Raw genomic sequence first — 23,281 nt, forward strand, 5'->3', positions numbered from 1 at the left:
GCTGAGAAACAGAAAAACAAAGAAAAAGAGGACACCGGCAAACAGTACGGCAGGGAGATAAAAAAGGGTGAACGGCGTTTCAGACGCAAACCGTTCACCCTCGCAAATATGTGGAAACTCCGATTGAATCAGCCGTTATTTACCGAAGTAACGCTTGTAGAGACCTTCGAAGCCCTTGCCGTGGCGCGCTTCGTCCTTGGCCATTTCGTGCACGGTATCGTGTACGGCGTCGAGGTTCTGCTCCTTGGCCATGCGGGCCAGACGCATCTTGTCTTCGCACGCGCCGCACTCGGCGTTCATGCGCTTTTCGAGGTTAGTCTTGGTGTCCCATACCACTTCGCCGATCAGCTCGGCGAACTTCGAAGCGTGCTCGGCCTCTTCCCATGCGTAACGCTTGTAAGCCTCGGCGATTTCGGGATAACCCTCGCGGTCGGCCTGACGGCTCATGGCCAGATACATGCCCACCTCGGTGCATTCGCCCATGAAGTGGTTCTGCAAGCCCTCCCAGAGTTCCTTGCTGGCGCCCTTGCCGTCGCCGATAACGTGCTCGGTCACGAATTCGAGGTCACCCTCCTTTTCGACGACTTCGACGAATTTCTCTTTGCCTACCTTACACATCGGGCACTGCTCAGGTGCCTCAGGACCTTCGTGGATGTAACCGCATACGGTACAACGCCATTTCTTTGCCATAATCGCAGTAATGTTTATTGTTTATATTCTGTTTGTGTGGTGCAAAGGTAACGATTAGGGGCGAAATTCGCATATAAAAACGATTGTCTTTTTTTATAGAACGATAAGCCCTGCTTATAGTCAGCCCCGGCGGTCGATAACCTCCTCGATATAAGGCACGTCGGTGGAATCCTTCACCAGCACGCGCTTGTCGCGGTCGAGCAGGTAGAGCGTCGGAATCGCATGGAGGTCGTAGAGACTCTTCTCGCGCACGACGCAGCCCGCATCGTAGCCGTTGATCCAGCTCGGCGGAATATGGCCGCGGTATTCGCGCCACTCGGCGAGGTCCTCGTCGGGATAAAGCGCGACGACCTTCAGCCGGCCCCGCTTGATCATCACGGAGAGCATCGGCGAACCGCCGATCTGCTCGCGCAGCTGTTTGCACATCGGGCAGCCGGGGTTATTGATGAACAGCAAGACGTACTCGGCCTTCACGCCGTAGAGCGTTCCGGTGGCGCCCGAAGCGAGCGTATAGCGGAAATCGTTGGCGCGCTCGCCGATGCGGTTCTGCATCGCCATATTGAGATCGTAGGAGGGGCCGATACGCTCGTACTCGTCGTAATAGGGACTCGCCAGCACGGCCCGAAGAACGGGAATATAGAATTCGTCGTTGCGCAGCGGCGAATTGGGGTCGTGGATAACCAGCTCGGCCAGCATCGTGAAGTAGTCGAGCATGGGACGCGAAGCCGAAGCGCGGCGCATGAGCGAATCCATCGGCACGCCGTCGGTCGGACGGTCGGAGATAAGCGCGATCCAGCGGACATAGGCCTCGACCATCTGTACCGTATCAACCTCGCGAATAAAAAGGGTGTCGGCGAAGTCGAAACGGTCCCAGTAATGCCAGCGCAGGTAGTCGCGCTTCGCGTCGTCGGAGAGACTCGAAGGCGCGATGGCCGGAAGGAAAACCCGCATCTGGGGAGCGGCGGAGGTCTGCTGCCGCGACGAACGGCGACCGCACGAAACGGCGCAGAGGGCCGCAAGCAAAATAACAACAATACGGTACATAAAAGGAGTGTTTTATGTGCAAATATAGTTTTTTTTCGGCTACAATCCTACCATCCTCCCGGCGAAAGAGGTTCATCCGGCGGATTTGCACGGTAGTTGCAACGTTTTCATCCGTTAAAATCAATTCTCAATTTCATTGAATTATGGATGTAAAGAAAACTACCACAAGTACCGGGTTCAAACTGAGTGTCATGACACTCGCAATTATGAACGTGACTGCCGTAGTGAGTCTGCGCGGCCTGCCCGCAGAGGCCGTCTACGGACTTTCGTCGGCATTCTACTATCTGTTTGCCGCCATCGTGTTCCTCATCCCCACGGCCATGGTCGCCGCGGAGCTGGCCGCGATGTTCTCGACAAAACAGGGCGGCGTTTTCCGTTGGGTCGGCGAAGCTTACGGCGCACGCACCGGATTCCTTGCCATCTGGCTGCAATGGATCGAATCGACCATCTGGTACCCCACCGTACTGACGTTCGGCGCCGTGTCGATCGCCTTTATCGGCATGAACGACGTGCACGACGCGGCGCTGGCCTCGAACAAGGTCTTCACGCTCTGCATGGTGCTGGCAATCTACTGGATCGCCACGTTCATCGCGCTCAAGGGACTCGGATGGGTAGGTAAAATCAGCAAATGGGGCGGCATGATCGGCACGATCATTCCCGCGGGTCTGCTGATCCTGCTGGGCATCATCTACATTTCGACCGGCGGCCACAACCACATGGACATGTCGCAGGGATTCTTCCCCGACCTCTCGAAATTCGACAACCTCGTGCTGGCAAGCAGCATCTTCCTCTTCTATGCGGGTATGGAGATGATGGGCATACACGTCATGGACGTAAAGAACCCGTCGAAGAACTACCCCAAGGCAATCATCATCGGTTCGCTGGTCACGGTCTGCATCTTCGTGCTGGGCACCTTCTCGCTGGGCTTCATCATTCCCGCAAAGGACATCAGCCTGACGCAGTCGCTGCTGGTGGGCTTCGACAACTACTTCCACTACCTGCATATGTCGTGGGCAGGCCCGATTATCGCCATCGCCCTGATGTTCGGCGTGCTGGCGGGCGTGCTGACATGGGTCGCAGGTCCTTCGAAGGGTATTTTCGCCGTGGGCAAGGCGGGCTATCTGCCTCCGTTCTTCCAGAAGACCAACAAAAACGGCGTGCAGAAAAACATCCTGCTGATTCAGGGATGCGTCGTGACGCTGCTGGCGCTGCTGTTCGTGGTGATGCCTTCGGTGCAGTCGTTCTACCAGATTCTGTCGCAGCTCACCGTGCTGCTGTACCTGATCATGTACATGCTCATGTTCTCGGCCGCCATCGTCCTGCGATACAAGATGAAGAACACCGACCGTCCGTTCCGTCTGGGCAAGGGCAACGGGCTGATGTGGTTCCTCGGCTGTATGGGTTTCTGCGGCGCCCTGCTGGCGTTCGTGCTGAGCTTCGTGCCACCCAGCCAGATCTCGACCGGAAGCAATACCGTATGGTTCTCGGTGCTGATTATCGGCTGCGTGGTGGTCGTAGGCGCGCCGTTCGTCATCTATGCACTGCGCAAACCCTCGTGGAAGGACCCGCAGGCTGCTGCAGAGTTCGAGCCGTTCCATTGGGAAACGCAGCCCGTCGCAGCGGCTCCGGTGCATACGAACACTCCCGAACCGACGGCGAAACCTTCGGAGACGGAACTTCACAACAAATAAATCGATAAACAGATCGGACAATGATTCAAAAAATAGACAACGCTACGGTCCGCGAGGCCGTACAGCAGGCATACGAGCGCTGCAAGAACGAAACGGGCGGCAAGAACGCCGACTATATCCCCTATCTGGCCAACGTGCCGTCGAACCTCTTCGGCATCGCGGCCTGCCTGCCCGACGGCGAAGTGATCGCCGTGGGAGACACCGATTACAAATTCGGCATCGAGTCGGTATCGAAGGTGCCGACGGCGATACTCGCCATGAACCAGTACAGCGCACAGGAGATGCTCGACAAGATCGGCGCCGACGCGACGGGACTGCCTTTCAACTCGATCATGGCGATCCTGCTGGAGAACGACCACCCCTCGACGCCGCTGGTGAACGCCGGTGCGATCAGCGCCTGCTCGATGGTGAAACCCGTCGGCGACAGCGACGGCAAATGGAAGTCGATCGTCGGTTTTATCGAAGGGCTGGCCGGATCGCAGGTCGAAGTGATCGACGAGTTGTACAAATCGGAGACGGCGACCAACTTCAACAACAAGTCGATCGTATGGCTGCTGAAGAATTACAACCGGATTTACGACGATCCCGACATGTCGCTGGACATCTACACGCGCCAGTGTTCGATCGGCGTGACGGCCAAGCAACTCGCAACGATGGCCGCGACGATCGCCAACGGCGGCGTGAATCCCGTGACCAAGCAGCCGGTATTCAAACCGGAACTGGCGCCGAAGATCGCATCGCTGATGGCGACGGTGGGCTTCTACGAGCACACGGGCGACTGGCTCTTCACGACGGGCCTGCCGGCCAAGACGGGCGTCGGCGGCGGCATCATGGGCGTAGTTCCGGGCGTGATGGGCGTTGCGGCGTTCGCTCCCCCGCTGGACGAAGCCGGCAACTCGGTCAAGGCGCAGAAGGCGCTGGCCTATGTCGCCGGGCACCTCAACCTCAATATCTTCGGCACGACGCGCTGCGTGATGGCCGAAAAGGAACCCGCAAAGGCATAGGCCGAGCGGTAATGTACGGCGAAAGGGGCTGCACTCCGAAGTGCAGCCCCTTTTCTATCGGACGGGAATACGCCGTCCGTCAGAATTGATAACGCACCCCGGCGACAAACGAACCTGAAACGCCCAAGCCGCCTTCGGCGCATCATCCGTCCGGCAATGCGGCGGCTACCGGATTCCCCAAAAGCGCAAAACGGGTACGGCAGGGCTGACAAGTGACGCATTTCACAGACTAGAAGAATTCTTTGCCCGAACCGTACCCGGTAATATCGGCCTGCGCAAAAAAAAGCAAGGGCGCAGGTGCAACTCCCGTTGACCGGCCTTCCGAGCCTTGCATGGCAGTTGTCCTTACGCCCAAGCCCGTCCCGGCGCAAGGCCGGGACATGACAAGGGTTTCAGACAATGTTTACACCATGCATAAACCTGTTATATAAACAGTCGGAAGTTCGTCAACGGCGTAAAGGTTGTCTTAACCTTATAATATGTCGTTACGGCGGTGCCGTATCGTTTCGCAAAGTTAGCATAATTTCTGTATTCGGAGTTTCTGTTTGCACTCACAAAGATAGTAAAATTTTCATTCTGAACAAATAGACAGAGCAGAAAATTAGATTGATCCTTTCATTTGTATAAATGAAGCAGATGAAACCAAAACGAACGGACGAAAAATTGGCTCAATATGTCATTTCGCGAATGAAACAGTTGCGCCGCGATCATAATTATTCCCAGGAATACGTTATAGAAAATACCGGTCTGGATATTTTCCATTTTGAAAGCGGATCAAAATTTCCTACCCTTATCTCACTGACAATACTCTGCCGCTTCTACGGCATCAGCCTCCGGGAATTCTTCGGCGAGAGCGACTACCCTGTCGAATAATCCGAATATGTGAATTTATTAAATAAGACTCACAAGGGGAGGGTAATGGAACGGAAAAAACAACGCCGCGACGAAGAATTGCTTCAAAAAATCATTTTGCGGGTGAAGGAACTAAGGCACATGCACGACCACCAATCGCAGGAACAATTGGCCGAAGCGACGGAATTAAGCATTGCACAACTCGAATCAGGCAAGAATTTCCCAAATCTGACGACAATTTCGATTATTTGCAAGTTTTACAATATCACCCTCGGCGAATTTTTCGCGCCGCTCGATTATCCAACGAAAGACAACTGATTATTCTGCAACTTTCCGACTGCAGGATCATCTTATTCGAATAACAGAACCGCACAAATAAAAAAAGATTCCGCCCTTAGAGGCGGAACCTTTTTTACAATGCGTATAGGACAGACTACTCCGTCTCTTCGATAACGGCCTTGAACAGCTCGACGTCCTCCAAGGTGGAGTTCATGACGTAGGTGTATGCCTCCGAAATCTTGCCTTCGGCCAGCTTGCAGAAGACCTTCGCCGAATTGACATACTCCTCCGACTCGCCGGCCTGACGCGCCAGCAGGTAGGTGATGATGATATGTCCGGCGGTCTCGACCAGACGACGGGCGTGGAAATCCTTGAAGCCGCAAAGCTCCTTGTCCCCTGCTTCGACGCGGGCGATCATCTCCGCGAATTTCGCGGTCAGCTCCTTCAGCTTCGCAACGACGGGCTGCATGGGCTGGCTGTATTCGGCGGCGGCGTAGCGCTCGATCTGCTCCATGAAGGTGCCTTTGGTCACGGAGTTGATGGCCGCGACGACCTGCAGCTGCGAAGTGCCTTCATAGATATTCATGATGCGCGCGTCGCGGTAGAGACGCTCGCAGGGGTAATCCTTCATGAAGCCCGAACCGCCGTGGATCTGGATGGCGTCGTAGGCCTGCTGATTGGCGTACTCCGACGAGAAGAGCTTGACAAGCGGCGTGAAGCCGTCGGCAAGGCGGTTGTAGAACTTCATCTCCTGACGCTCCTCGCCTTCGAGCGAACGTTCGTGCGCGATATGGCCGTACTGCTTGTAAACCTCGACGAAGCGCGTGGTTTCGTACAACAGCGCGCGGACGCCCTGCAATTTGGCTTTCATGTTGGAGAGCATCTCCGAAACGGCGGCGAAGCGGATGATCGGCTTGCCGAACTGCTCGCGCTCGTGGGCGTATTTCAGAGCTTCGCGGTAGGCGGCCTCGCAGAGACCCACCGACTGGGCGCCGATGCCCAGACGGGCGGCGTTCATCAGCGACATCACGTATTTGATAAGGCCCATCTTGCGGTCGCCGACCAGTTGCGCCGGAGCATTGGTGAAGACCAGCTCGCACGTCGGCGATCCCTTGATACCCATCTTGTTCTCGATACGGCGCACCTTGACGCCGCCGTCGCGCTTGTCGTAGACCAGCATCGACAGACCGCGGGCGTCGGTCGTACCCTCTTCGGTACGGGCCAGCACCAGCGAAACGTCGCCGTCGCCGTTGGTGATGAAACGCTTCACGCCGTTGAGCAGCCACGTCTGCTTCTCCTCGGACCACGTGGCCTTGAGCATCACGGCGCCCAGATCCGATCCGGCGTCCGGCTCGGTGAGGTCCATGGCGCAGGTAGCGCCCGCGGAAACCCACGGCAGGAATTTGGCCTTGATCTCCTCCGAAGCGAACTCGTTGAGCGTCTCGGCGCAGTCCTGAAGGCCCCAGATGTTCTCGAAGCCGGCGTCGGCGCGCGACACCATTTCGTTGGCCATCACGAAGCAGACCAGCGGGAAGTTAAGACCGTCGTACTTGCGCGGAAGCGTCATGCCGCTCAGGCCCGCATCGACGATCGCCTTCATGTTCCGGACCGTACCCGAAGCGTACTCCACATGGTCGTTCACCACGCGGGGGCCTTCGTGGTCCACGCCCTCGGCATTCGGAGCAATGACCTCGCCGCAGATCTCGCCCGCGATCTCCAGCACGCGGCGGTAGGAGTCCATAGCGTCTTCGAAATCCTGCGGCGCGAAATCGTAGAGGTCCTTTTCGGCGAAACCGCGCTCTTTCAGCTCCACGATCTTGCGCATCATCGGATGCCCAAGGTGGAACTGCAAATCTTTGTTATCTGAAAAGAAATTTGCCATTACTTCGAATTTTGTTTGTAGTACTTAATCATCTTGGGGATTATCTCATTGACGTCGCCCGTGATGGCGTAGTCGGCGATCTTGTTGATCGGGGCTTCGGGATCGGTGTTGATCGAGATGATCATGGCCGAACCGTCCATACCCGCCGTATGCTGGATCTGACCCGAAATACCGCAGGCGATGTAGAGTTTGGGACGGACCGTAACGCCGGTCTGGCCCACCTGACGGGCATGGTCGGCAAAGCCGGCGTCCACGGCGGCGCGACTGGCGCCCACCTCGGCGCCCAGCACGTCGGCAAGCTCGAACACCAGATCGAAGTTCTCCTTCGAACCCATGCCGTAACCGCCGGCGACGATGACGCTCGCGCCCTTGATGTCGATCTTGCTCTCCGAAATCTCGCGGTCGAGGATCCGCACCGCCAGATCGGTGTCCTTCACGAACTTCTGCCAGTCGATCTTCTTCACCTCGCCGGCGCCCGGCACGGCGGCGTACTCGCGGCGCATGACGCCTTCGCGGACGGTAGCCATCTGGGGACGGTTGTCGGGATTGACGATCGTGGCGATGATGTTGCCGCCGAAGGCGGGACGGATCTGGTAAAGCAGGTCCTTATACTCCTTGCCGGTCTTGGCGTCCTTGTGGTCGCCGATCACCAGCTGCGTACAGTCGGCCGTAAGACCGCTGTAGAGGGCCGACGATACGCGCGGGGCGAAGTCGCGGCCGTTGCAGGTCGCGCCGAACAGCGCGATCTGGGGTTTCTCCTGTTCGATCAGGCCGCACATGACGGCCGTATGGGGCAGCGTGCGGAAAGGTGCGAAGATCTTGTCGTCGGCGACCCAGACGGTGTCGGCGCCGTATTTGGCCAGTTCGGTCTCGATACCTGCAAGATGCTCGCCCAGCACTACGGCTTCGAGCTTCACACCCAGCGTCGTGGCCAGTTCGCGACCTTTGGTCAGCAGTTCGAGACACACGTCGGCGACCTTGCCGCCCTCGTTCTCGATATATACGAATATATTGTTCATGGATTACTTCTGCGGATTTAACCGAGCGTGTGGCTCGCGATAAGTTCGACCATCAGTGAATTGATATCCTCGTCGGAAGACGTGAGTTTCTTGGCCTCCTTGGCCTGAAACACCACGTTCTCGATCTTCTTGACCTTGGTGGGCGAACCCGCAAGGCCCAGCTGCTGCGGATCGGGATTGACGTCGGCGGCGGCCCACTCGACGATCTGCAGGTACTCCTTGGCGGCGGCGCGCTTGGCGGCCGGCGAGTCGGGAGCTGCGGCGATCTCCGATTTGGCGAGGGCGAATTTGCAGGTCATCACGCGCTTGGCGTTGCGCGGACGGCATTCGGGAGCCGACGCGTTGACCGTAACGACCACAGGAACGGGCGTCTCGACCGTCTCCATGCCGCAGTTCAGGCGGCGTTTGATGACCAGCGAATCCGCTTTGATTTCGGTAATCTCCTCGGCATAGGTCACCTGCGGCAGGCCCAGCTTCTCGGCCACCTGAGGTCCGACCTGCGCCGTATCGCCGTCGATGGCCTGACGGCCCGCGAAGATGATGTCGGGAGCGATCATTTTCAGCGCGCAAGAGAGCGCGTACGACGTGGCGAGGGTGTCCGAACCGGCGAACTCGCGGCCCGTAAGCAGATAGCCGCCGTCGGCCCCGCGGAACATGGCGTCGCGGATAATGTCGGCGGCGCGCTGCGGACCCATCGTAAGGATATGAACCGTGGAGCCTTCGGTGCGGTCTTTCAGCGCGAGCGCCATTTCGAGCGCATTGAGGTCCTCCGGATTGAAGATGGCCGGCAGCGCCGCGCGGTTGACCGTCCCTTCGGGGGTCATCGCATCCTTACCCACATTGCGGGTATCGGGCACCTGCTTGGCCAATACGACAATTTTAAGTGCTTTTTTCATAAGGTTATAGTTACAAAATTAAATCGGTATCATTGTTTCGGACGCCGCGGCAGGCGGAAAACTCCGCGCACGGGGCCGCATCTCCGGCCGCAATACGGCATGCGGGATACATTCGGCGCGGCATACGCGGCATGCGACATGCGGCGGCCCAAAGGCTCCCCTACCGGACGATCGTTTCGCCGCGGTCGGGACCGACGGAGATGATCTTCACGGGAACGCCCGTCTCGCGCTCGATGAATTCGACGTACGTCTTGAATGCGGCCGGGAAGTCGTCGTAGCTCTTGCAGTCGCGCAGGTCGCACTTCCAGCCTTCGAACTCGCGGTAGACGGGTTTCAGGTCGTCGCCGATCTCGTAGGGAAAATGCGCGGTGCGCTCGCCGCCGACCTCGTATTCGGTGGCGACCTTGACGGTCTCGAAGTCGTTCATGACGTCGGACTTCATCATGATGAGCTGCGTCACGCCGTTGATCATGATCGAATATTTCAGCGCGACAAGGTCGAGCCAGCCGCAGCGGCGTTCACGGCCCGTAACGGCGCCGTATTCATGGCCGATACTGCGCATCCGGGCGCCCGTTTCGTCGAACAGCTCCGTAGGGAACGGGCCGCTGCCCACGCGCGTACAGTAGGCCTTGAAGATGCCGTAGACCTCGCCGATACGGTTTGGGGCGATGCCCAGACCGACGCAGGCGCCGGCGCAGACGGTATTCGAGGAGGTGACGAACGGATACGAACCGAAGTCCACGTCGAGCAGCGTGCCCTGAGCGCCTTCGGCCAGAATGCTCTTGTCCTGAGCCAGACACCCGTTGACGAAATATTCGCTGTCGATGATGTTGAAACGCTTGAGGTATTCGACGGCCTCGAACCACTTCCGTTCCAGCTCCGCAATATCATATTCATAACCCAGACCGCGCAGAATGCTCTCGTGGCGCGCCTTGGCCCGTGCATAAATCTGCCGGAAATCGGCGCTCAGCACGTCGCCGACGCGCATGCCGTTGCGGCTCACCTTGTCGGTATAGGTCGGACCGATGCCTTTGCCCGTGGTGCCGATCTTGGCGCTGCCCTTGGCCGCTTCGTAAGCCGCATCGAGAATGCGGTGGGTCGGCAGGATCAGGTGGGCTTTCTTCGAAATGCAGAGTTGTTTGGTCAGGTCGTGGCCGCTGGCTGCGAGCGCCTCGGCCTCCTCGCGGAAGAGGACGGCGTCAATGACAACGCCGTTGCCGATGATGTTGGTTTTTCCGCCCTGAAATATGCCCGAAGGAATCGAGCGGAGTACGTATTTCTCGCCGTTGAACTCCAACGTGTGACCGGCATTGGGACCGCCCTGAAAACGGGCGACGACCTCGTAGGCAGGCGTCAGCACATCCACGACTTTTCCCTTGCCCTCGTCACCCCATTGCAGGCCGAGGATAACGTCAACTTTTTTCATTGTATCCGGTTGTATTTTTGTGTGCAAAAGACATTTTTTGCATCCAAAGGTACTAATTATTATCCGAAATACCCAATTCGCCGCGGCGACTTTTCAACAATGTATCAGAAATCGGGTGCGAAAAAACATCCTGCGACGAAAAAACAAAGCACTGTGCGAAATCGGCGGAATAAAATTCGGCGGCTCCGGAGCGGGACGGGCGGAGCAGGCGGACGGGGCAGGCGGAGCGGACGGAGCGGACGGACACGAATGAGCGGAGAGACGAAGCGCGGACAGGCAGGTGGGCAGGCGGAGCAGACAGAAAGGTCAGAGCAGGAGGACGGGACGAACGGAGCGGATAAAGGAATAGGCGGGAATCAGACAAAGCTGACAGACGGAGAGACGAAGCAGACGGGACAAGACGAATGGGCGGACAGGCGGAGAGACGAACCAAACAGACGGAAAGACGAAACGGCCAAAACGGGCGAAGCGGCCGGATAGGCGGGCAGATGGGCGGGACGGATGGGCGGACGGATGGGCGGACGGATGGGCGGACGGATGGGCGGACGGAGCGGACGGAAAGGCAAGCAGAGCGGACGGACTGCAGAGACCCCGCATCGCCATTCGGAAGATTCGCAAAACGCCGGACTGAATCATGCCGCAGGCGAAGAAAAAAACGACAATCCCGCCCCGGAGAAACCGGACGGGACGGAAGTGGAGGCCGGGAGCGGAAACCGGGAGCAGATCGGACGGGAGCGGATCGGCCCAAAAGACGATGCGGAATCAGCGGACGATTATTTCGGTATGTCCGTCGGCACTGACGCTCTGCGATGCGCGGCAGTAGACGGTCGTGAGCGGAGGATTGCCGCCCGCATCGGCCTTAAGCCGCTCCGAGCAGGGTCGCAGGTCGAGCGTCACGAGCCGGTTGCCGCTGCAGTCGAGCAGACGGAGCGCTCCGGCGGATTTGAGGTCCAGCAGCGTGAGCGCATTGTCCGCGCAGTTCAGCTCCAGAAGAGCGCGCAGCCCGTCCAGATCGAGCGAAGCGATGCGGTTACGGCTGCAATCGAGCGTCTGCAACAGCGTACACTTGCGCAAATCAAGCTGCGTGAGGTCGTTGCCGCTGCAGTCGAGCCGTTCGAGCCGCGAGAATTCGCCGATCTCCCACATATGCGCGATGCCGCGGTCAGGGCAGTCCATTTTCAGGACGCGCTGCGCTTCGTAGCGCGAAATGCGTCCGTCGTGGTCGATGTCGAAATGCTCAAGGCAGTAAGCCTCGAATGCGGGATCTGCAAAAGTGATGTATACGCGCTTGTTCTTGTCGTCGCGTTCGTCGTCCACAAGGCCGCAGGCCGCAAGAAGCGCAAACGCGAGGAGAGGAACGAAGCGGGTCATAGGCCTCAGATGTTTACGTCGTCGTCGGAGTCGTCGCCGCCGTCGGAATTGCCGTCGTCCTGAATCTCGTCGGCACCCTTGATCTCGTCGTCGTAGTAGTCCTTGTCGTCGTCCTCCTGCGCATTGTCGTCGATCTTGACGTCGATCTTAACCATGTAGGCGATTTCGTCCGTATCGAAAGGTACGGCATAGAAAAAATCTCCGTTGGGCTTGTCCACGCGCATCATCGCTTCGGTGAACCCCAGCGGGTATTTCTGCTTGACGGCCTCCTGCAGTTCGGGGGCCAGATTATGGAAGCTCGTTACGATATGTTTCTTCGTCGTATTCTGTTTAGCCATAATAATGTTTGGAAATTTTCTGCAATTATAAGCAAAATTTACATATCGCGCCACATACTCAATTTTTTTTTGCATTTTTTTTGAATTTGCAGGTAGTTACGAACAAAATACGTACCTTTACGCACGTTATACTTATATTATGATACGCGAGAGAATCGAAGAGCTGCGGCGGCAGCTTGAGTACCATAACTTCAGATATTACGTCGAAAACGCCCCCGAAATCTCCGACTTCGAATTCGACGCCATGATGCGCGAACTGCAGGATCTGGAGCGCGCGCATCCCGAAATGGCCGATCCCAACTCACCTTCGGTACGCGTCGGAAGCGACATCACCGCGGAGTTCCGAAGCGTGAAGCACCGGTTTCCGATGCTTTCGCTCGGCAACACCTATTCGCCGGACGAGCTGCACGAGTTCATCGAGCGGATCGAGAAGGAGACGGGTCCCACGGAATTCGTCTGCGAGCTGAAGTTCGACGGCACGGCCATATCGCTCACCTACGAGCATGGCCGGCTGCTGCGCGCCGTGACGCGCGGCGACGGCACGCAGGGCGACGACGTGACGGCCAACGTCCGCACGGTGCGGACAGTGCCCCTCAGGCTCAGGGGCGACGACTGGCCCGACTATTTCGAAATACGCGGCGAGATACTGATGCCCTACGCCTCGTTCGACAAGATCAACGCCGAACGCGAGGCGGCCGGGGAGACGCTTTTCGCCAATCCGCGCAACGCCGCGGCCGGAACGCTCAAGCAGCAGGCTTCGGCGGTGGTCGCGCGGCGCGGTCTGGACTGCACGCTCTACCAGCTGGCGGGCGACGACCTGCCCTTCACGAACCATTGGGAGAGTTTGCAGAAGGCACGCGAATGGGGATTCAAGATTTCGGACCAGATGCGCATATGCCGCAGTGCGGAGGAGATAGACGCCTACATCGCCCATTGGGACGAAGCGCGCAGGGAACTCCCCTTCCCCACCGACGGCGTGGTAATCAAGGTAAACGATTTCGGCGTGCGGCGGCAGCTGGGATTCACGGCCAAGGCCCCGAAATGGGCCGTGGCCTACAAGTTCAAGGCCGAGCAGGCTTTGACGCGGTTGGACAGCGTGGCCTTTCAGGTGGGACGCACGGGAGCCATAACGCCCGTGGCCAACCTCGAACCGGTGCTGCTGGCCGGCACGACGGTACGCCGGGCGACGCTGCACAACGCCGAACAGATGGCCCTGCTGGACATACGTCCGGGCGACATGGTATACGTCGAGAAAGGCGGCGAAATCATTCCCAAGATCACGGGCGTGGAGCTTTCGCAGCGGCCGGCAGACAGCAGGCCGTTCGAGTACATCACGGTATGTCCCGAATGCGGCACGCCGCTGGTCAAATACGAAGGCGAGGCGAAGCACTACTGTCCCAATCAGGGCGGATGCCGTCCGCAGATCATCGGACGCATCATCCACTTCATCCGCCGCAAGGCGATGGACATCGAGGGACTGGGCGAAGAGACCGTCGAGCTGCTTTACGAAAACGGGCTGGTGCGCGACGTGGCCGACCTGTACGACCTGCAGGCTCCGCAGCTGGCGTGTCTGCCGCGGCTGGGCGAGAAGTCGGCCGACAACATCATCCGGAGCATCCGGGGATCGGTCGAAGTGCCCTTCAGGCGCGTGCTGTTCGGGCTGGGAATCCGCTTCGTGGGCGAAACCACGGCCAAATACCTCGCGGAACACTTCCGGTCGCTCGACGCGGTGATGAAAGCCACGCGCGAGGAGTTGACCGAAGCCGACGAAGTGGGCGGACGCATCGCCGACGCGATCATCGAATACTTCGCCGACGAGAAGAACCTCGCCATCATCCGCCGCCTGCGCGACGCGGGCGTGAAGTTCGAAGCCGAAGCGCGCGAGCTGGCGTCGGAGTCGCTCGCGGGAAAGAGTTTCGTGATATCGGGCAAATTCTCGAACCACAGCCGCGACGAGCTGAAAGAGCTGATCGAAATACACGGCGGCAGGAACCTCGCGGCCGTGTCGGCGAACGTCGATTACATCGTGGCGGGCGAGAATATGGGTCCGGCGAAGCTCAAGAAAGCCGAGAAGCTGGGCGTGAAGATCATCTCCGAAGAGGATTTTATCGCCATGATCGGCAGCGACGAAATACCCGCCGCAAATGCGGCGGAAAAGCGGACGGAAGGGAGTGCGGAAGGGGGCGCGGCGCACAAGGATGCGGCCGAGCCGAAGCTGTTTTAGCCGGCAGACGCAACCGGATAGGCCGTCCCCGCCGGTACGAAGAAACGGAGGCGGGAACGGAAGAGACGACAGCGGCGGAAGTTGAAAACACGGCAGTGAAGGCAGAAGACGCAATACCGAAAGAAGGCTAAAACGCAGGGCGGCAAACAAAGACGCGGCGGCAGAAGCAGGAAATACAACAGCGGAAGCAGGAAACGCGGCGGCGGAAGTTGAAAACACAGCAGTGAAGGCAGAAGACGCAATGCCGAAAGAAGGCTAAAACGCAGGGCGGCAAACAAAGATGCGGCGGCGGAAGCAGGAAACGCGGCGGCGGGAACGGCGTAAGCGCCGGATCGCGGAAGACAGCCGCAGGAAAAGAAACTACGAACAAAACCGGAATACGATGATAAGAGAGAAACTGACAGGCGTGGGGGTCGCGATGATAACCCCCTTCACATCGGACGGACGCGTCGATTATCAGGCATTGGCGCGCATGATAGACTACGTAATAGAGGGCGGCGTGGATTACATCGTGGCGCTCGGCACCACGGCCGAAACCCCGACGCTCTACATGCCCGAACGCGCGGTGATCGCCATGTTCATCACCAACCATATCGCAGGCCGCGTGCCGCTGGTGATGGGCTGCGGCGGCAACTCGACGTCGGAGGTGCTGGACCAGCTCCGCGAATTCGACCTGCGGGGCGCGGACGCCATCCTGAGCGTGACGCCCTATTACAACAAACCCTCACAGGAGGGACTTTACCAGCATTTCCGCACCGTATCGGAGCATTCGCCCCTGCCCGTGATACTCTACAACATACCGGGCCGGTCGGGCGTGAACATGACCGCCGAGACCACGCTGCGGCTGGCGCGCGACATGAAGAACGTCATCGGCATCAAGGAGGCGTCGGGCGACATCGAGCAGATGCAGCGCATCCTCGACAACCGCCCCGAAGGGTTTCTGGTGCTGTCGGGCGACGACGGCATGACGCTCGACCTGATGCGCCGCGGCGGCGAAGGCGTGATTTCGGTGGCGGCGAACGTATTTCCCAAACGTTTCATGCAGTGCGTCGGTCATGCCAAGCAGGGCGATTTCGACCGCGCCGAAGAGGAGTACAGGGCGCTCGACGAAGCGGTGCACGCGCTCTTCGAGGAGGGGAATCCCGTGGGTGCGAAATGCGCGCTCTCGATGATGGGCAAAATCGGCCCCACGATGCGGCTGCCGCTGGTCGAGGGTTCGCAGGCGCTGCGCGAAAAGTTCAGCCGGCTGATTGCGGAATACGATTTGCGCTGATTCCGCGTTAGTGTCTAAAATACGGACTAAAACACGGATATGAAAAATTTACTGCTGTTACTGCTTCTGCTTCCGGCGCTGGCCGCGGCGAAGGTTCCCGACGAGGAGGATATTCAGAACAAGACGATGGACGCCGAGTCGCCGTTCTACTATCCGTCGCTGATGATGCGCTACAACGCCGGCGACGAAACGCTGACCGACGAGGATTACCACTACCTCTATTACGGCTACGCCTATCAGGAGAGCTACAAACCGCTGGACTCGAATCCCGATCTGGACAAGCTGCTGTTGATGGCTTCGGGACTCGATCCCGACAAACCGGCCGTCGAGACGCTCGAAGCAATGCTCTACACGGGCGAGGATGCGCTGGCCCGCGATCCGTTCAGCCCCAAGATCCTCAACCTGATGGCCTACGCCCACGGCGCGCTGGGCAACAAACTGCAGGAAAAGATGTACTACAACCGGATGCAGGGCGTCATCCGGGCGATCCGGGAGTCGGGAGACGCGCTGACGCAGAAAACGCCGCGCCATATCCTGATGTTCGACCACGCGCTCGACGTGATGGCCACCGAAGGGCTTTCGTACGACAAGAGCCGCATCATCAGCCGAACGGTGGAGTTCATCCCGCTGACCGTACCCTACACGGTGGAGGGCAAGAAGCGCAAGGGACTCTACTACGACTTCGGACGCATATACTGGAACAAACCCGAAGGTTATACCTATAAACGCGACCGCACATGGCAGTTCAACAACCTCAAACCCCGTACGTACAAATAATCCGGCGCGCATTGTGCCTGCTGCTGGCGCTGGCGGTTTTCACCGGCTGCGAAAAGGAGCGGGAGCCGGCGGAAATAACGAGCTCACAGGAAGAAGCGGTGCTGCGCAGCACGGCCGGATCGGCAGCGGCGTTCACCGTGACGGCGACCGGACCGTGGACGCTGACCACCACGGGCGGCGGATTCGGCATCTCCCCCACCGCAGGCGGCCGGGGCGAGACGACGGTAACGGTGACGGCGTCGGACGGGAATCCGAGCCGCAGCCGCGTCAAGCTGGGGACGGTCGCGCTGACTCTGAACGCAGGAGGCGCGCAGTGCAGCGTCACCGTGTCGCAGAGTCCGGCGACGGCGACGCAGACCATGCTGCTCTACATGCCGGGACGGGATTTGCTGAAATTCTACAAACAGAATATCGACGGCGTCCTGAAAGCCGTCGATGCCAACGTTCCGGGCGACGGCCGCGTATTGGTCTGCTATCAGCCCAACGCGCACTCGCAGGCCGAAATGTACGAGGCGTATTTCAACGCCGAAAAGCAGGCGGCCGCATTCGCGCTGCTGAAAACCTACGACGATTTCGCGGCGGCCGATCCCGCATGCGTACAGCGCATGCTGGCCGACGTGGAGGCATTCGCCCCGGCGCAGCATTACGGGATCATCGTCGGCTGTCACGGCAAGGCGTGGGTGCCCGCGAATCAGTGAGCGCTCAGCTACTCGGCCCGGATGTCGAAGGAGCTGGAGGATTTATGGACCCCGGCGCCGGGAGCGCTGACGACCCGTTCGTTCGGCGACACGGGACGGTCGATCGACATTACGGACTTCGCAGCGGCGGTCAAGGCCCAGAATTACAGGACCGACTACCTGCTTTTCGACGCCTGCTTCATGGCCAATATCGAGACGCTTTACGACCTGCGCGAATGCACGGACTACGTGATTGCCGCGCCCTGCGAAATCATGGGACAGGGATTCCCCTACGACCGGGCGATGCCGTGGTTCTTCACCGACGGCGGCAAAGGACGCGATCTGACAAAGGTATGCGAAGCATTCTGGAACTTCTACATGAACGACGCGACGACCCAATCGGGCTGCATTTCGCTGGCCGTGATGTCGGAAATGGAGGGCATGAAGGAGGTCATGCGGCGCATCAACGCCGCGCCGAAAAAGTCTTATGCCGAAGAGCTGCAAAGCTACGAGGGAATGTCTTCGCACATATTCTACGATCTGGGCCACTGGGTCGAACTGGCCTGCGGCGACGCGAAGCTGAAAGAGGATTTCAAAGCGCAGCTGGACAAGGCGTTTCCCAAAGCCGCACGGCTCAGCACACCGGGATTCTACTCGGCGTACAACGGCCGGATGAACCCCGTCGCCTACTATTCGGGAGTGTCGTTCAGCGAACCGTCGGACAAATACGTCGAGGAGAACAAGCAGACGAGCTGGTACCGGGACACGCATTGAATGAAAAAGGGTGATTCTTGCGAATCACCCTTTTCCGTTATTCGTACTGGCCGGACTTGAGCCGTTCGACCTCCTCGCGGGAGAGGAAACGCCATGCACCGCGCTTGAGGTTCTTTTTCGTCAGACCCGCATAATAGACGCGGTCGAGCTTGGTGACGGTATAGCCGAGGAACTCGAAAATACGGCGCACGATGCGGTTGCGGCCCGAATGGATCTCGATGCCGACCTCCTGCTTGTTGTCCTTGACATAGGAAATCTCATCGGCGAAAATCTCGCCGTCTTCGAGCGTAATGCCCTCGGCGATGCGGTCCATGTCGGCGCGCGTCAGGGGTTTGTCGAGCGACACCTGATAGATTTTCTTCTTCCGGAAGGCCGGATGGGTGAGCTGCTTGGTCAAATCGCCGTCGTTGGTGAACAGCAGCAGTCCGAGACTGTTCTTGTCGAGACGCCCCACCGGGTAGATGCGTTCCGTGCAGGCGCCCTGCACCAGCTCCATGACGGTTTTGCCCGCATGCGGATCGTCGAGCGAAGTCACATAGCCCTTGGGCTTGTTGAGCACAAGATAGACCTTCTTTTCGCCCTGCACACGGCTGTCGTTGAATTTCACCTCGTCGGTGGGCAGCACCTTGGTGCCCAGCTGGGTGACGATCTGACCGTTGACGGTCACCAGACCCGCCGTGATGAAATCGTCGGCCTCGCGGCGCGAGCAGAGTCCCGACTGGGCCAGAAAGCGGTTCAGGCGCATTTCGCCGATCTGCTTTTCGGGCGTGAACTTCGGATAGGAAGCCGGCTTGTCGTCGTGCTTCCGGAATCCGGGCTTATAGGGTTTGTCGCCGAACCTGCGGTCGCCGGACTTTTTGTCTGCGAACCGACGGTCGCCGGCGGGCTTGTCGCCGGATTTACGTTCGCCGTAGGGTTTGTCGCCGAACTTGCGGTCGCCGAATTTCTTGGGTCCCCGATTGTCGCCATAGGCGGGTTTTTCGCCGCGGGGCTTATCGCCGAACGAGCGGCGCGGTTTGTCGCCGTCGCGGTAACGTTCGTCCGAACGGGCGCGGTCGCCCTGCCGTTCGTCGCCGAAACTGCGGCGCGGTTTGTCGAATGCAGGACGGTTGTCCTCCGTAAAGTGGGGATTGTACGACGCCCGCTTGACGGGCTTGCGGTCATCGGACGGCTGCTCCGAATCGGCAGCATCACGCTGCAAACGCGGGCGACGCTCGACACGCTCCGCCGTAGCGGTCACGGTACGCTGACGCTTGTCGCGTCCGAAACGCGTAAGCACCGAGGTCGAGTCGTTTTTAAAGTCTTTCATAATCAGTTTGAATGTTTACGCGGCAAAGTTAATCGAATTTTCCGGATAAAAGCATATTGCGTGCCCGATTCGGAGATAAAAGCCGCAGGCCGTTACAAATTCGCCGCTTTTGCGTTATCTTTGCATCCATAAACAACGCCCGGCGCCGTTTGCCGGGTATTTCCCCGTCGCTTTCCATGAACATGAACCGTGAAATACTGCGCATTGCGCTCCCCAATATCGTCTCGAACATCACCGTGCCGCTCATGGGCATCGTCTCGACGGCGATCGCCGGGCACTGGGGTTCGGATACGGCCGCAACGATCGGCGCGCTGGCCATCGGCGTGTCGATCTTCAACTTCATCTACTGGAACTGCTCGTTCGTGCGCATGGGGACCAGCGGACTGACGGCGCAGGCGTTCGGCGCGGGCAACTTCCGCGAATGCACCAACATGCTGGTCCGGGCGCTGCTCGTGGCCGGAGGAATGGGCCTGCTGATGTTGCTGCTGCAATACCCGCTGGGCGAGCTGGCCCTGTGGGGACTCAACGGCAACGACATGACGCGCGAGTACTTCTACGCCCGCATCTGGGCCGTGCCGGCGGGGATTCTGCTGTTCGGCTTCAACGGCTGGTTTACGGGAATGCAGAACGCGCTGATACCGATGTTCACGGCCATCACGGTCAACGTGGTCCATGTGCTGTGCAGCCTCTGGTTCGCATTCGGACTGGACATGGGGATCGTCGGCATCGCCTACGCCTCGGTAATCGCGCAGTGGACGGGCGTGGCCCTCTCCGCCCTGCTGCTCTTCGCATGCTACCGCAGGATACTGACCGGAATCGACTGGGCGGAGGTGGTGAACCTGAAACCGCTCAGGACCTTCTTCATCGTAAACCGCGACATCATGCTGCGCACGTTCTGCATCGTGGCCGTCTACACCTTCTTCACGGGGGCGTCGGCCCGCATGGACGAACCGGCGCTGCTGGCCGTGAATACGCTGCTGCTGCAGTTGTTTACGCTCTTCTCGTACATGAACGACGGATTCGCATACGCCGCCGAAGCCCTGACGGGCCGATTCATCGGCGCACGCGACGAAGGGGCGCTGCGCGACTGCCTGCGCCGCTGCATCGCGTGGGGCACGGCCGTGTCGGTGCTGTTCGTCGGCATCTATATCGGCTGGTGGCGCGAACTGGTGGGGCTGTTCGTGGACAGCACGGCGCCCAATGCCGCGACGATCGTGGAGCTGGCGGGAGAGTATATCGTATGGATCATCCTGATTCCGGTCGCCAGCGCCATGCCCTTCATCATGGACGGCATCATGGTCGGAGCGACCGAGACGCGCGTCATGCGCAACTCGATGTTCTGGGCCACGGCGGCCTATTTCGGCATCTTCTACGTCGGTTACGCGATAATCGGCAACAACGCGCTCTGGCTGGCGTTCACGCTCTACATGTTCCTGCGCGGGGTGCTCCAATACTTCATGACGCACCGCCTGCGGTCGATTTACGTGAAAGCGACAGTCTGACCGCCATGGAACTGACCCCTGATTCGCTCTACATCAAATACGTCCGCCTGAAAGAGGAGGGCGAAACGCCGCAGACCTATCCGTACACCGTTCCGGCGCTGGCCAACTTCCGGCGGCTGGAATTCCGCAGGCCCGTGACCTTCATCATGGGCGAGAACGGCATGGGAAAATCGACGCTGCTCGAAGCCATAGCCGTCAAGGCGGGATTCAATCCCGAAGGAGGGTCCAAGAACTTCCGGTTCGCAACGCGCGCCAGCCATTCGGACCTTTACGAACATGTCGTTCTGGGACGCGGACTCCAGCCGCGCGACGGCTATTTCCTGCGGGCGGAGAGTTTCTACAACGTGGCGACGGAAATCGAAAACGTCGCCGACGGCGTACTGAAATATTACGGCGACAAGTCGCTGCACCAGCAGTCGCACGGCGAAAGTTTTCTGGCGCTGCTCGGACACCGGCTCTTCGGACACGGACTTTATATTTCGACGAGCCGGAAGCCGCACTGTCGCCCTCGCGCCAGATGTACATGCTGTGCCGGATGAAGCAGCTGGCCGAGCAGGGGTCGCAGTTCATCATCAGCACCCACTCGCCGATCGTCATGTCCTACCCCGGCGCCGAGATATACGAAATCACGGACCGCGGACTGGAACCGACCGAACTGGAGGAGACCTCCCACTTCCGGCTGATGAAGCGTTTTATCCTCGACCGCCGGGGAATACTGCGACAGATGGAGCTGGAGAAGGAATAGCCCTCGAACTGAGTTCGAGGGCTATTCCTTATTCGGAGTGCGCACCGGACATAGCATCGGATAAAGCGCCAGACAAAAGAGCGCAAACAAAAACCACCCGGCTCCTGCGAGTCGGGTGGTTCTATATTGCCGGAGGGCTGTCCCGCCCGTTATGCGGCGGTTATTCGCCCTTGGCGGCTTTCCAGAGCGGGAAGTATGTGTCATACTTCTCCTGAATGCCGGGTTCGTCGCGCAGACGGAAGCAGAGCTGTTTGAGCATGTCGAGCGTATTGAAGTCGTCGGCTTTCAGCTCGTGGGCCTTCTCGAACCACGGAATAGCCTCCATATAGACCGCATTGGCGGCTTTCAGGTCGGCATCGTAAGCGGCCTGACTGCTGTACTGCTTCTCGTTCATCACCTTGTTCATCTCGTCGGCCTTGATCGTGTAGAACACACCCAGATAGTAGTTGCCTTCGAAGAGTTCGGGTTTCAGTTCGACGACCTTTTGGAACGATGCGATGCTTTCGTCGTACTGCTTCAGCGCGAAGAAGATACGGCCGCGGCCGAACCAAAGATCCACATTCTCCGGATTGCTCTCGATAGCCGCGTCGATCAGCGCCACCAAGTCGGCGGGGTCGCCCACCGAATCCTCAGGATTGGTATAGAGCTGCACCAGACCGTCGAGAATACGCTCGTTCTTCGGGAACTTCTTGATACCGGCGACCAGCGCATCCTTGGCTTTCAGGACATTGGCCTTGTCGGCGTCCTTCTGGCCGTAGTAGCAGTGGAAAAGGTAGTAGTAGATATTGCCTTCCTCGTCGTTATAACCCAGATCGAGCGCCTTGTTCAGGTAATCGGCACCGATGACGTACGATGCAGGGTTCGCAGCGCCGTCCACCGTGCGCAGATAACCCGCATAGTAGAGCAGCGCGGGTTCGGGATTGCCGTGAGCGGGGCTGGACTGGGCTTCGAAAGCCAGTGCATAGGCGTCGGCGGCATCGGCATAATTGCCGGTGTCGATGCCCGTATTGCCCACTTGCGAGCAGAAGTCGCTGATCTGCTTGAGCCCCTCCTTGACCTTATCGGCCGTCTTGGGGGCCATTTCATAAGCCTTGTTGTAGGCTTCGATAGCCTTGGCGGGAGCGTCTTCAATCACCCACTGCGTCTGGCTCCAAGTCGCGATCTTGCCGTCCTTGATATATGCCGTGAACCAAGGATAGACCCAAGCCTCGTAGGGAACATTGACGAGCGTCACCGATTCGGTCGAGGCGGGTTCGCCCACGGCCAGCTTGAGCATCGCGGCATCCATATTGACGAAAAGGCTCTTCGTCGGTTCGATAGCCGCTTCGTAGAAGGCTTTGCCGCGGTTGATCCACGTCGCAGCCTTGGCGCCCTTCTTCGCATCGGCGATGTCGGCGTCGCTCTTCTCGATCTTGGATACAAGCGCCGACTTGTTTACTTTCTGGGCCTGAACGGCAGTAACTGCTACGAGAGCCACCGCAAGGACCGTCAAAAATACTTTTTTCATA

22 protein-coding genes are annotated in these 23,281 nt (G+C 58.9%); 12 read left to right on the forward strand and 10 right to left on the reverse strand.

The window, feature by feature from the left end:
• Positions 1 to 135: 135 nt before the first annotated feature.
• Positions 136 to 690, reverse strand: coding sequence for an NADH peroxidase (locus tag HMPREF9720_RS02160; protein ID WP_009596576.1), 555 nt, complete (start codon positions 688 to 690; stop codon positions 136 to 138).
• Between the two features lie 120 nt (positions 691 to 810).
• Positions 811 to 1,734, reverse strand: coding sequence for a DUF5106 domain-containing protein (locus tag HMPREF9720_RS02165; protein ID WP_009596533.1), 924 nt, complete (start codon positions 1,732 to 1,734; stop codon positions 811 to 813).
• A gap of 143 nt (positions 1,735 to 1,877) precedes the next feature.
• Between HMPREF9720_RS02165 and gadC the strand changes: the two genes are divergently transcribed.
• The 4 genes from gadC to HMPREF9720_RS02185 all read left to right on the forward strand — a co-directional run bounded on the left by gadC (position 1,878) and on the right by HMPREF9720_RS02185 (position 5,599).
• Complete coding sequence (gadC, locus tag HMPREF9720_RS02170) at positions 1,878 to 3,425, forward strand: putative glutamine/gamma-aminobutyrate antiporter GadC (protein ID WP_009596540.1); 1,548 nt, start codon at positions 1,878 to 1,880, stop codon at positions 3,423 to 3,425.
• Positions 3,426 to 3,445: 20 nt separating this feature from the next.
• Positions 3,446 to 4,429: a glutaminase A gene (glsA, locus tag HMPREF9720_RS02175; protein WP_009596593.1), complete on the forward strand. Its 984-nt coding sequence runs from the start codon at positions 3,446 to 3,448 to the stop codon at positions 4,427 to 4,429.
• A gap of 636 nt (positions 4,430 to 5,065) precedes the next feature.
• Positions 5,066 to 5,302: a helix-turn-helix domain-containing protein gene (locus tag HMPREF9720_RS02180; RefSeq protein WP_014776312.1), complete on the forward strand. Its 237-nt coding sequence runs from the start codon at positions 5,066 to 5,068 to the stop codon at positions 5,300 to 5,302.
• 45 nt (positions 5,303 to 5,347) lie between these two features.
• The gene (locus HMPREF9720_RS02185; protein ID WP_009596606.1) at positions 5,348 to 5,599 is read left to right on the forward strand and encodes a helix-turn-helix domain-containing protein; all 252 of its coding nucleotides are present in this window, start codon (positions 5,348 to 5,350) and stop codon (positions 5,597 to 5,599) included.
• A gap of 115 nt (positions 5,600 to 5,714) precedes the next feature.
• On the opposite strand, the gene HMPREF9720_RS02190 is transcribed toward HMPREF9720_RS02185, so the two are convergent.
• The 6 genes from HMPREF9720_RS02190 to HMPREF9720_RS02220 form a co-directional block, all read right to left on the reverse strand.
• The gene (locus tag HMPREF9720_RS02190; protein ID WP_009596538.1) at positions 5,715 to 7,442 is read right to left on the reverse strand and encodes an acyl-CoA dehydrogenase family protein; all 1,728 of its coding nucleotides are present in this window, start codon (positions 7,440 to 7,442) and stop codon (positions 5,715 to 5,717) included.
• The gene (locus tag HMPREF9720_RS02195; RefSeq protein ID WP_009596603.1) at positions 7,442 to 8,461 is read right to left on the reverse strand and encodes an electron transfer flavoprotein subunit alpha/FixB family protein; all 1,020 of its coding nucleotides are present in this window, start codon (positions 8,459 to 8,461) and stop codon (positions 7,442 to 7,444) included. Before HMPREF9720_RS02195 ends, HMPREF9720_RS02190 begins: the two co-directional genes overlap by 1 nt.
• 17 nt (positions 8,462 to 8,478) lie before the next feature.
• A complete protein-coding gene (locus tag HMPREF9720_RS02200; RefSeq protein WP_009596542.1) occupies positions 8,479 to 9,357 on the reverse strand; it encodes an electron transfer flavoprotein subunit beta/FixA family protein in 879 nt (292 codons plus the stop codon).
• Positions 9,358 to 9,517: 160 nt separating this feature from the next.
• The gene (locus tag HMPREF9720_RS02205; RefSeq protein WP_022043683.1) at positions 9,518 to 10,783 is read right to left on the reverse strand and encodes an adenylosuccinate synthase; all 1,266 of its coding nucleotides are present in this window, start codon (positions 10,781 to 10,783) and stop codon (positions 9,518 to 9,520) included.
• A gap of 762 nt (positions 10,784 to 11,545) precedes the next feature.
• Entirely contained in the window at positions 11,546 to 12,154 is a 609-nt protein-coding gene (locus tag HMPREF9720_RS02215; RefSeq protein WP_009596616.1) for a leucine-rich repeat domain-containing protein, read from the reverse strand.
• Positions 12,155 to 12,159: 5 nt separating this feature from the next.
• Positions 12,160 to 12,492: a hypothetical protein gene (locus tag HMPREF9720_RS02220; protein WP_014776306.1), complete on the reverse strand. Its 333-nt coding sequence runs from the start codon at positions 12,490 to 12,492 to the stop codon at positions 12,160 to 12,162.
• A gap of 139 nt (positions 12,493 to 12,631) precedes the next feature.
• Here HMPREF9720_RS02220 and ligA point away from each other — a divergent pair, with 139 nt between their 5' ends.
• From ligA to HMPREF9720_RS15770, 5 genes are all read left to right on the forward strand, one after another.
• The gene (gene ligA / locus HMPREF9720_RS02225) at positions 12,632 to 14,716 is read left to right on the forward strand and encodes an NAD-dependent DNA ligase LigA (RefSeq protein WP_009596527.1); all 2,085 of its coding nucleotides are present in this window, start codon (positions 12,632 to 12,634) and stop codon (positions 14,714 to 14,716) included.
• Between the two features lie 382 nt (positions 14,717 to 15,098).
• The gene (dapA, locus tag HMPREF9720_RS02230) at positions 15,099 to 15,989 is read left to right on the forward strand and encodes a 4-hydroxy-tetrahydrodipicolinate synthase (protein ID WP_022043680.1); all 891 of its coding nucleotides are present in this window, start codon (positions 15,099 to 15,101) and stop codon (positions 15,987 to 15,989) included.
• A gap of 39 nt (positions 15,990 to 16,028) precedes the next feature.
• Positions 16,029 to 16,766 carry a DUF4919 domain-containing protein gene (locus tag HMPREF9720_RS02235; protein WP_009596581.1) on the forward strand — a complete coding sequence of 246 codons (738 nt, stop codon included), beginning with the start codon at positions 16,029 to 16,031 and terminating at the stop codon, positions 16,764 to 16,766.
• Complete coding sequence (locus HMPREF9720_RS15765) at positions 16,727 to 17,464, forward strand: hypothetical protein (protein WP_254654351.1); 738 nt, start codon at positions 16,727 to 16,729, stop codon at positions 17,462 to 17,464. The genes HMPREF9720_RS02235 and HMPREF9720_RS15765 overlap by 40 nt, the downstream gene beginning before the upstream one ends.
• A gap of 21 nt (positions 17,465 to 17,485) precedes the next feature.
• The gene (locus tag HMPREF9720_RS15770; protein WP_009596584.1) at positions 17,486 to 18,217 is read left to right on the forward strand and encodes a clostripain-related cysteine peptidase; all 732 of its coding nucleotides are present in this window, start codon (positions 17,486 to 17,488) and stop codon (positions 18,215 to 18,217) included.
• Positions 18,218 to 18,254: 37 nt separating this feature from the next.
• On the opposite strand, the gene HMPREF9720_RS02245 is transcribed toward HMPREF9720_RS15770, so the two are convergent.
• Entirely contained in the window at positions 18,255 to 19,526 is a 1,272-nt protein-coding gene (locus HMPREF9720_RS02245; protein ID WP_009596563.1) for a pseudouridine synthase, read from the reverse strand.
• A gap of 176 nt (positions 19,527 to 19,702) precedes the next feature.
• Between HMPREF9720_RS02245 and HMPREF9720_RS02250 the strand changes: the two genes are divergently transcribed.
• Genes HMPREF9720_RS02250 through HMPREF9720_RS15775 form a run of 3 tightly spaced genes read left to right on the forward strand, consistent with a single transcriptional unit; the run spans position 19,703 to position 21,773 of the window.
• The gene (locus HMPREF9720_RS02250; RefSeq protein WP_009596585.1) at positions 19,703 to 21,028 is read left to right on the forward strand and encodes an MATE family efflux transporter; all 1,326 of its coding nucleotides are present in this window, start codon (positions 19,703 to 19,705) and stop codon (positions 21,026 to 21,028) included.
• Between the two features lie 5 nt (positions 21,029 to 21,033).
• Positions 21,034 to 21,567 carry an AAA family ATPase gene (locus HMPREF9720_RS02255; RefSeq protein ID WP_009596537.1) on the forward strand — a complete coding sequence of 178 codons (534 nt, stop codon included), beginning with the start codon at positions 21,034 to 21,036 and terminating at the stop codon, positions 21,565 to 21,567.
• Entirely contained in the window at positions 21,552 to 21,773 is a 222-nt protein-coding gene (locus HMPREF9720_RS15775) for an AAA family ATPase (protein ID WP_412197186.1), read from the forward strand. Before HMPREF9720_RS02255 ends, HMPREF9720_RS15775 begins: the two co-directional genes overlap by 16 nt.
• A gap of 160 nt (positions 21,774 to 21,933) precedes the next feature.
• On the opposite strand, the gene HMPREF9720_RS02260 is transcribed toward HMPREF9720_RS15775, so the two are convergent.
• Positions 21,934 to 23,280 carry a tetratricopeptide repeat protein gene (locus HMPREF9720_RS02260; RefSeq protein WP_009596555.1) on the reverse strand — a complete coding sequence of 449 codons (1,347 nt, stop codon included), beginning with the start codon at positions 23,278 to 23,280 and terminating at the stop codon, positions 21,934 to 21,936.
• Position 23,281: the final 1 nt, after the last annotated feature.

The sequence above is a fragment of the Alistipes sp. HGB5 genome (assembly GCF_000183485.2).
GTDB classification, from domain to species: domain Bacteria; phylum Bacteroidota; class Bacteroidia; order Bacteroidales; family Rikenellaceae; genus Alistipes; species Alistipes finegoldii.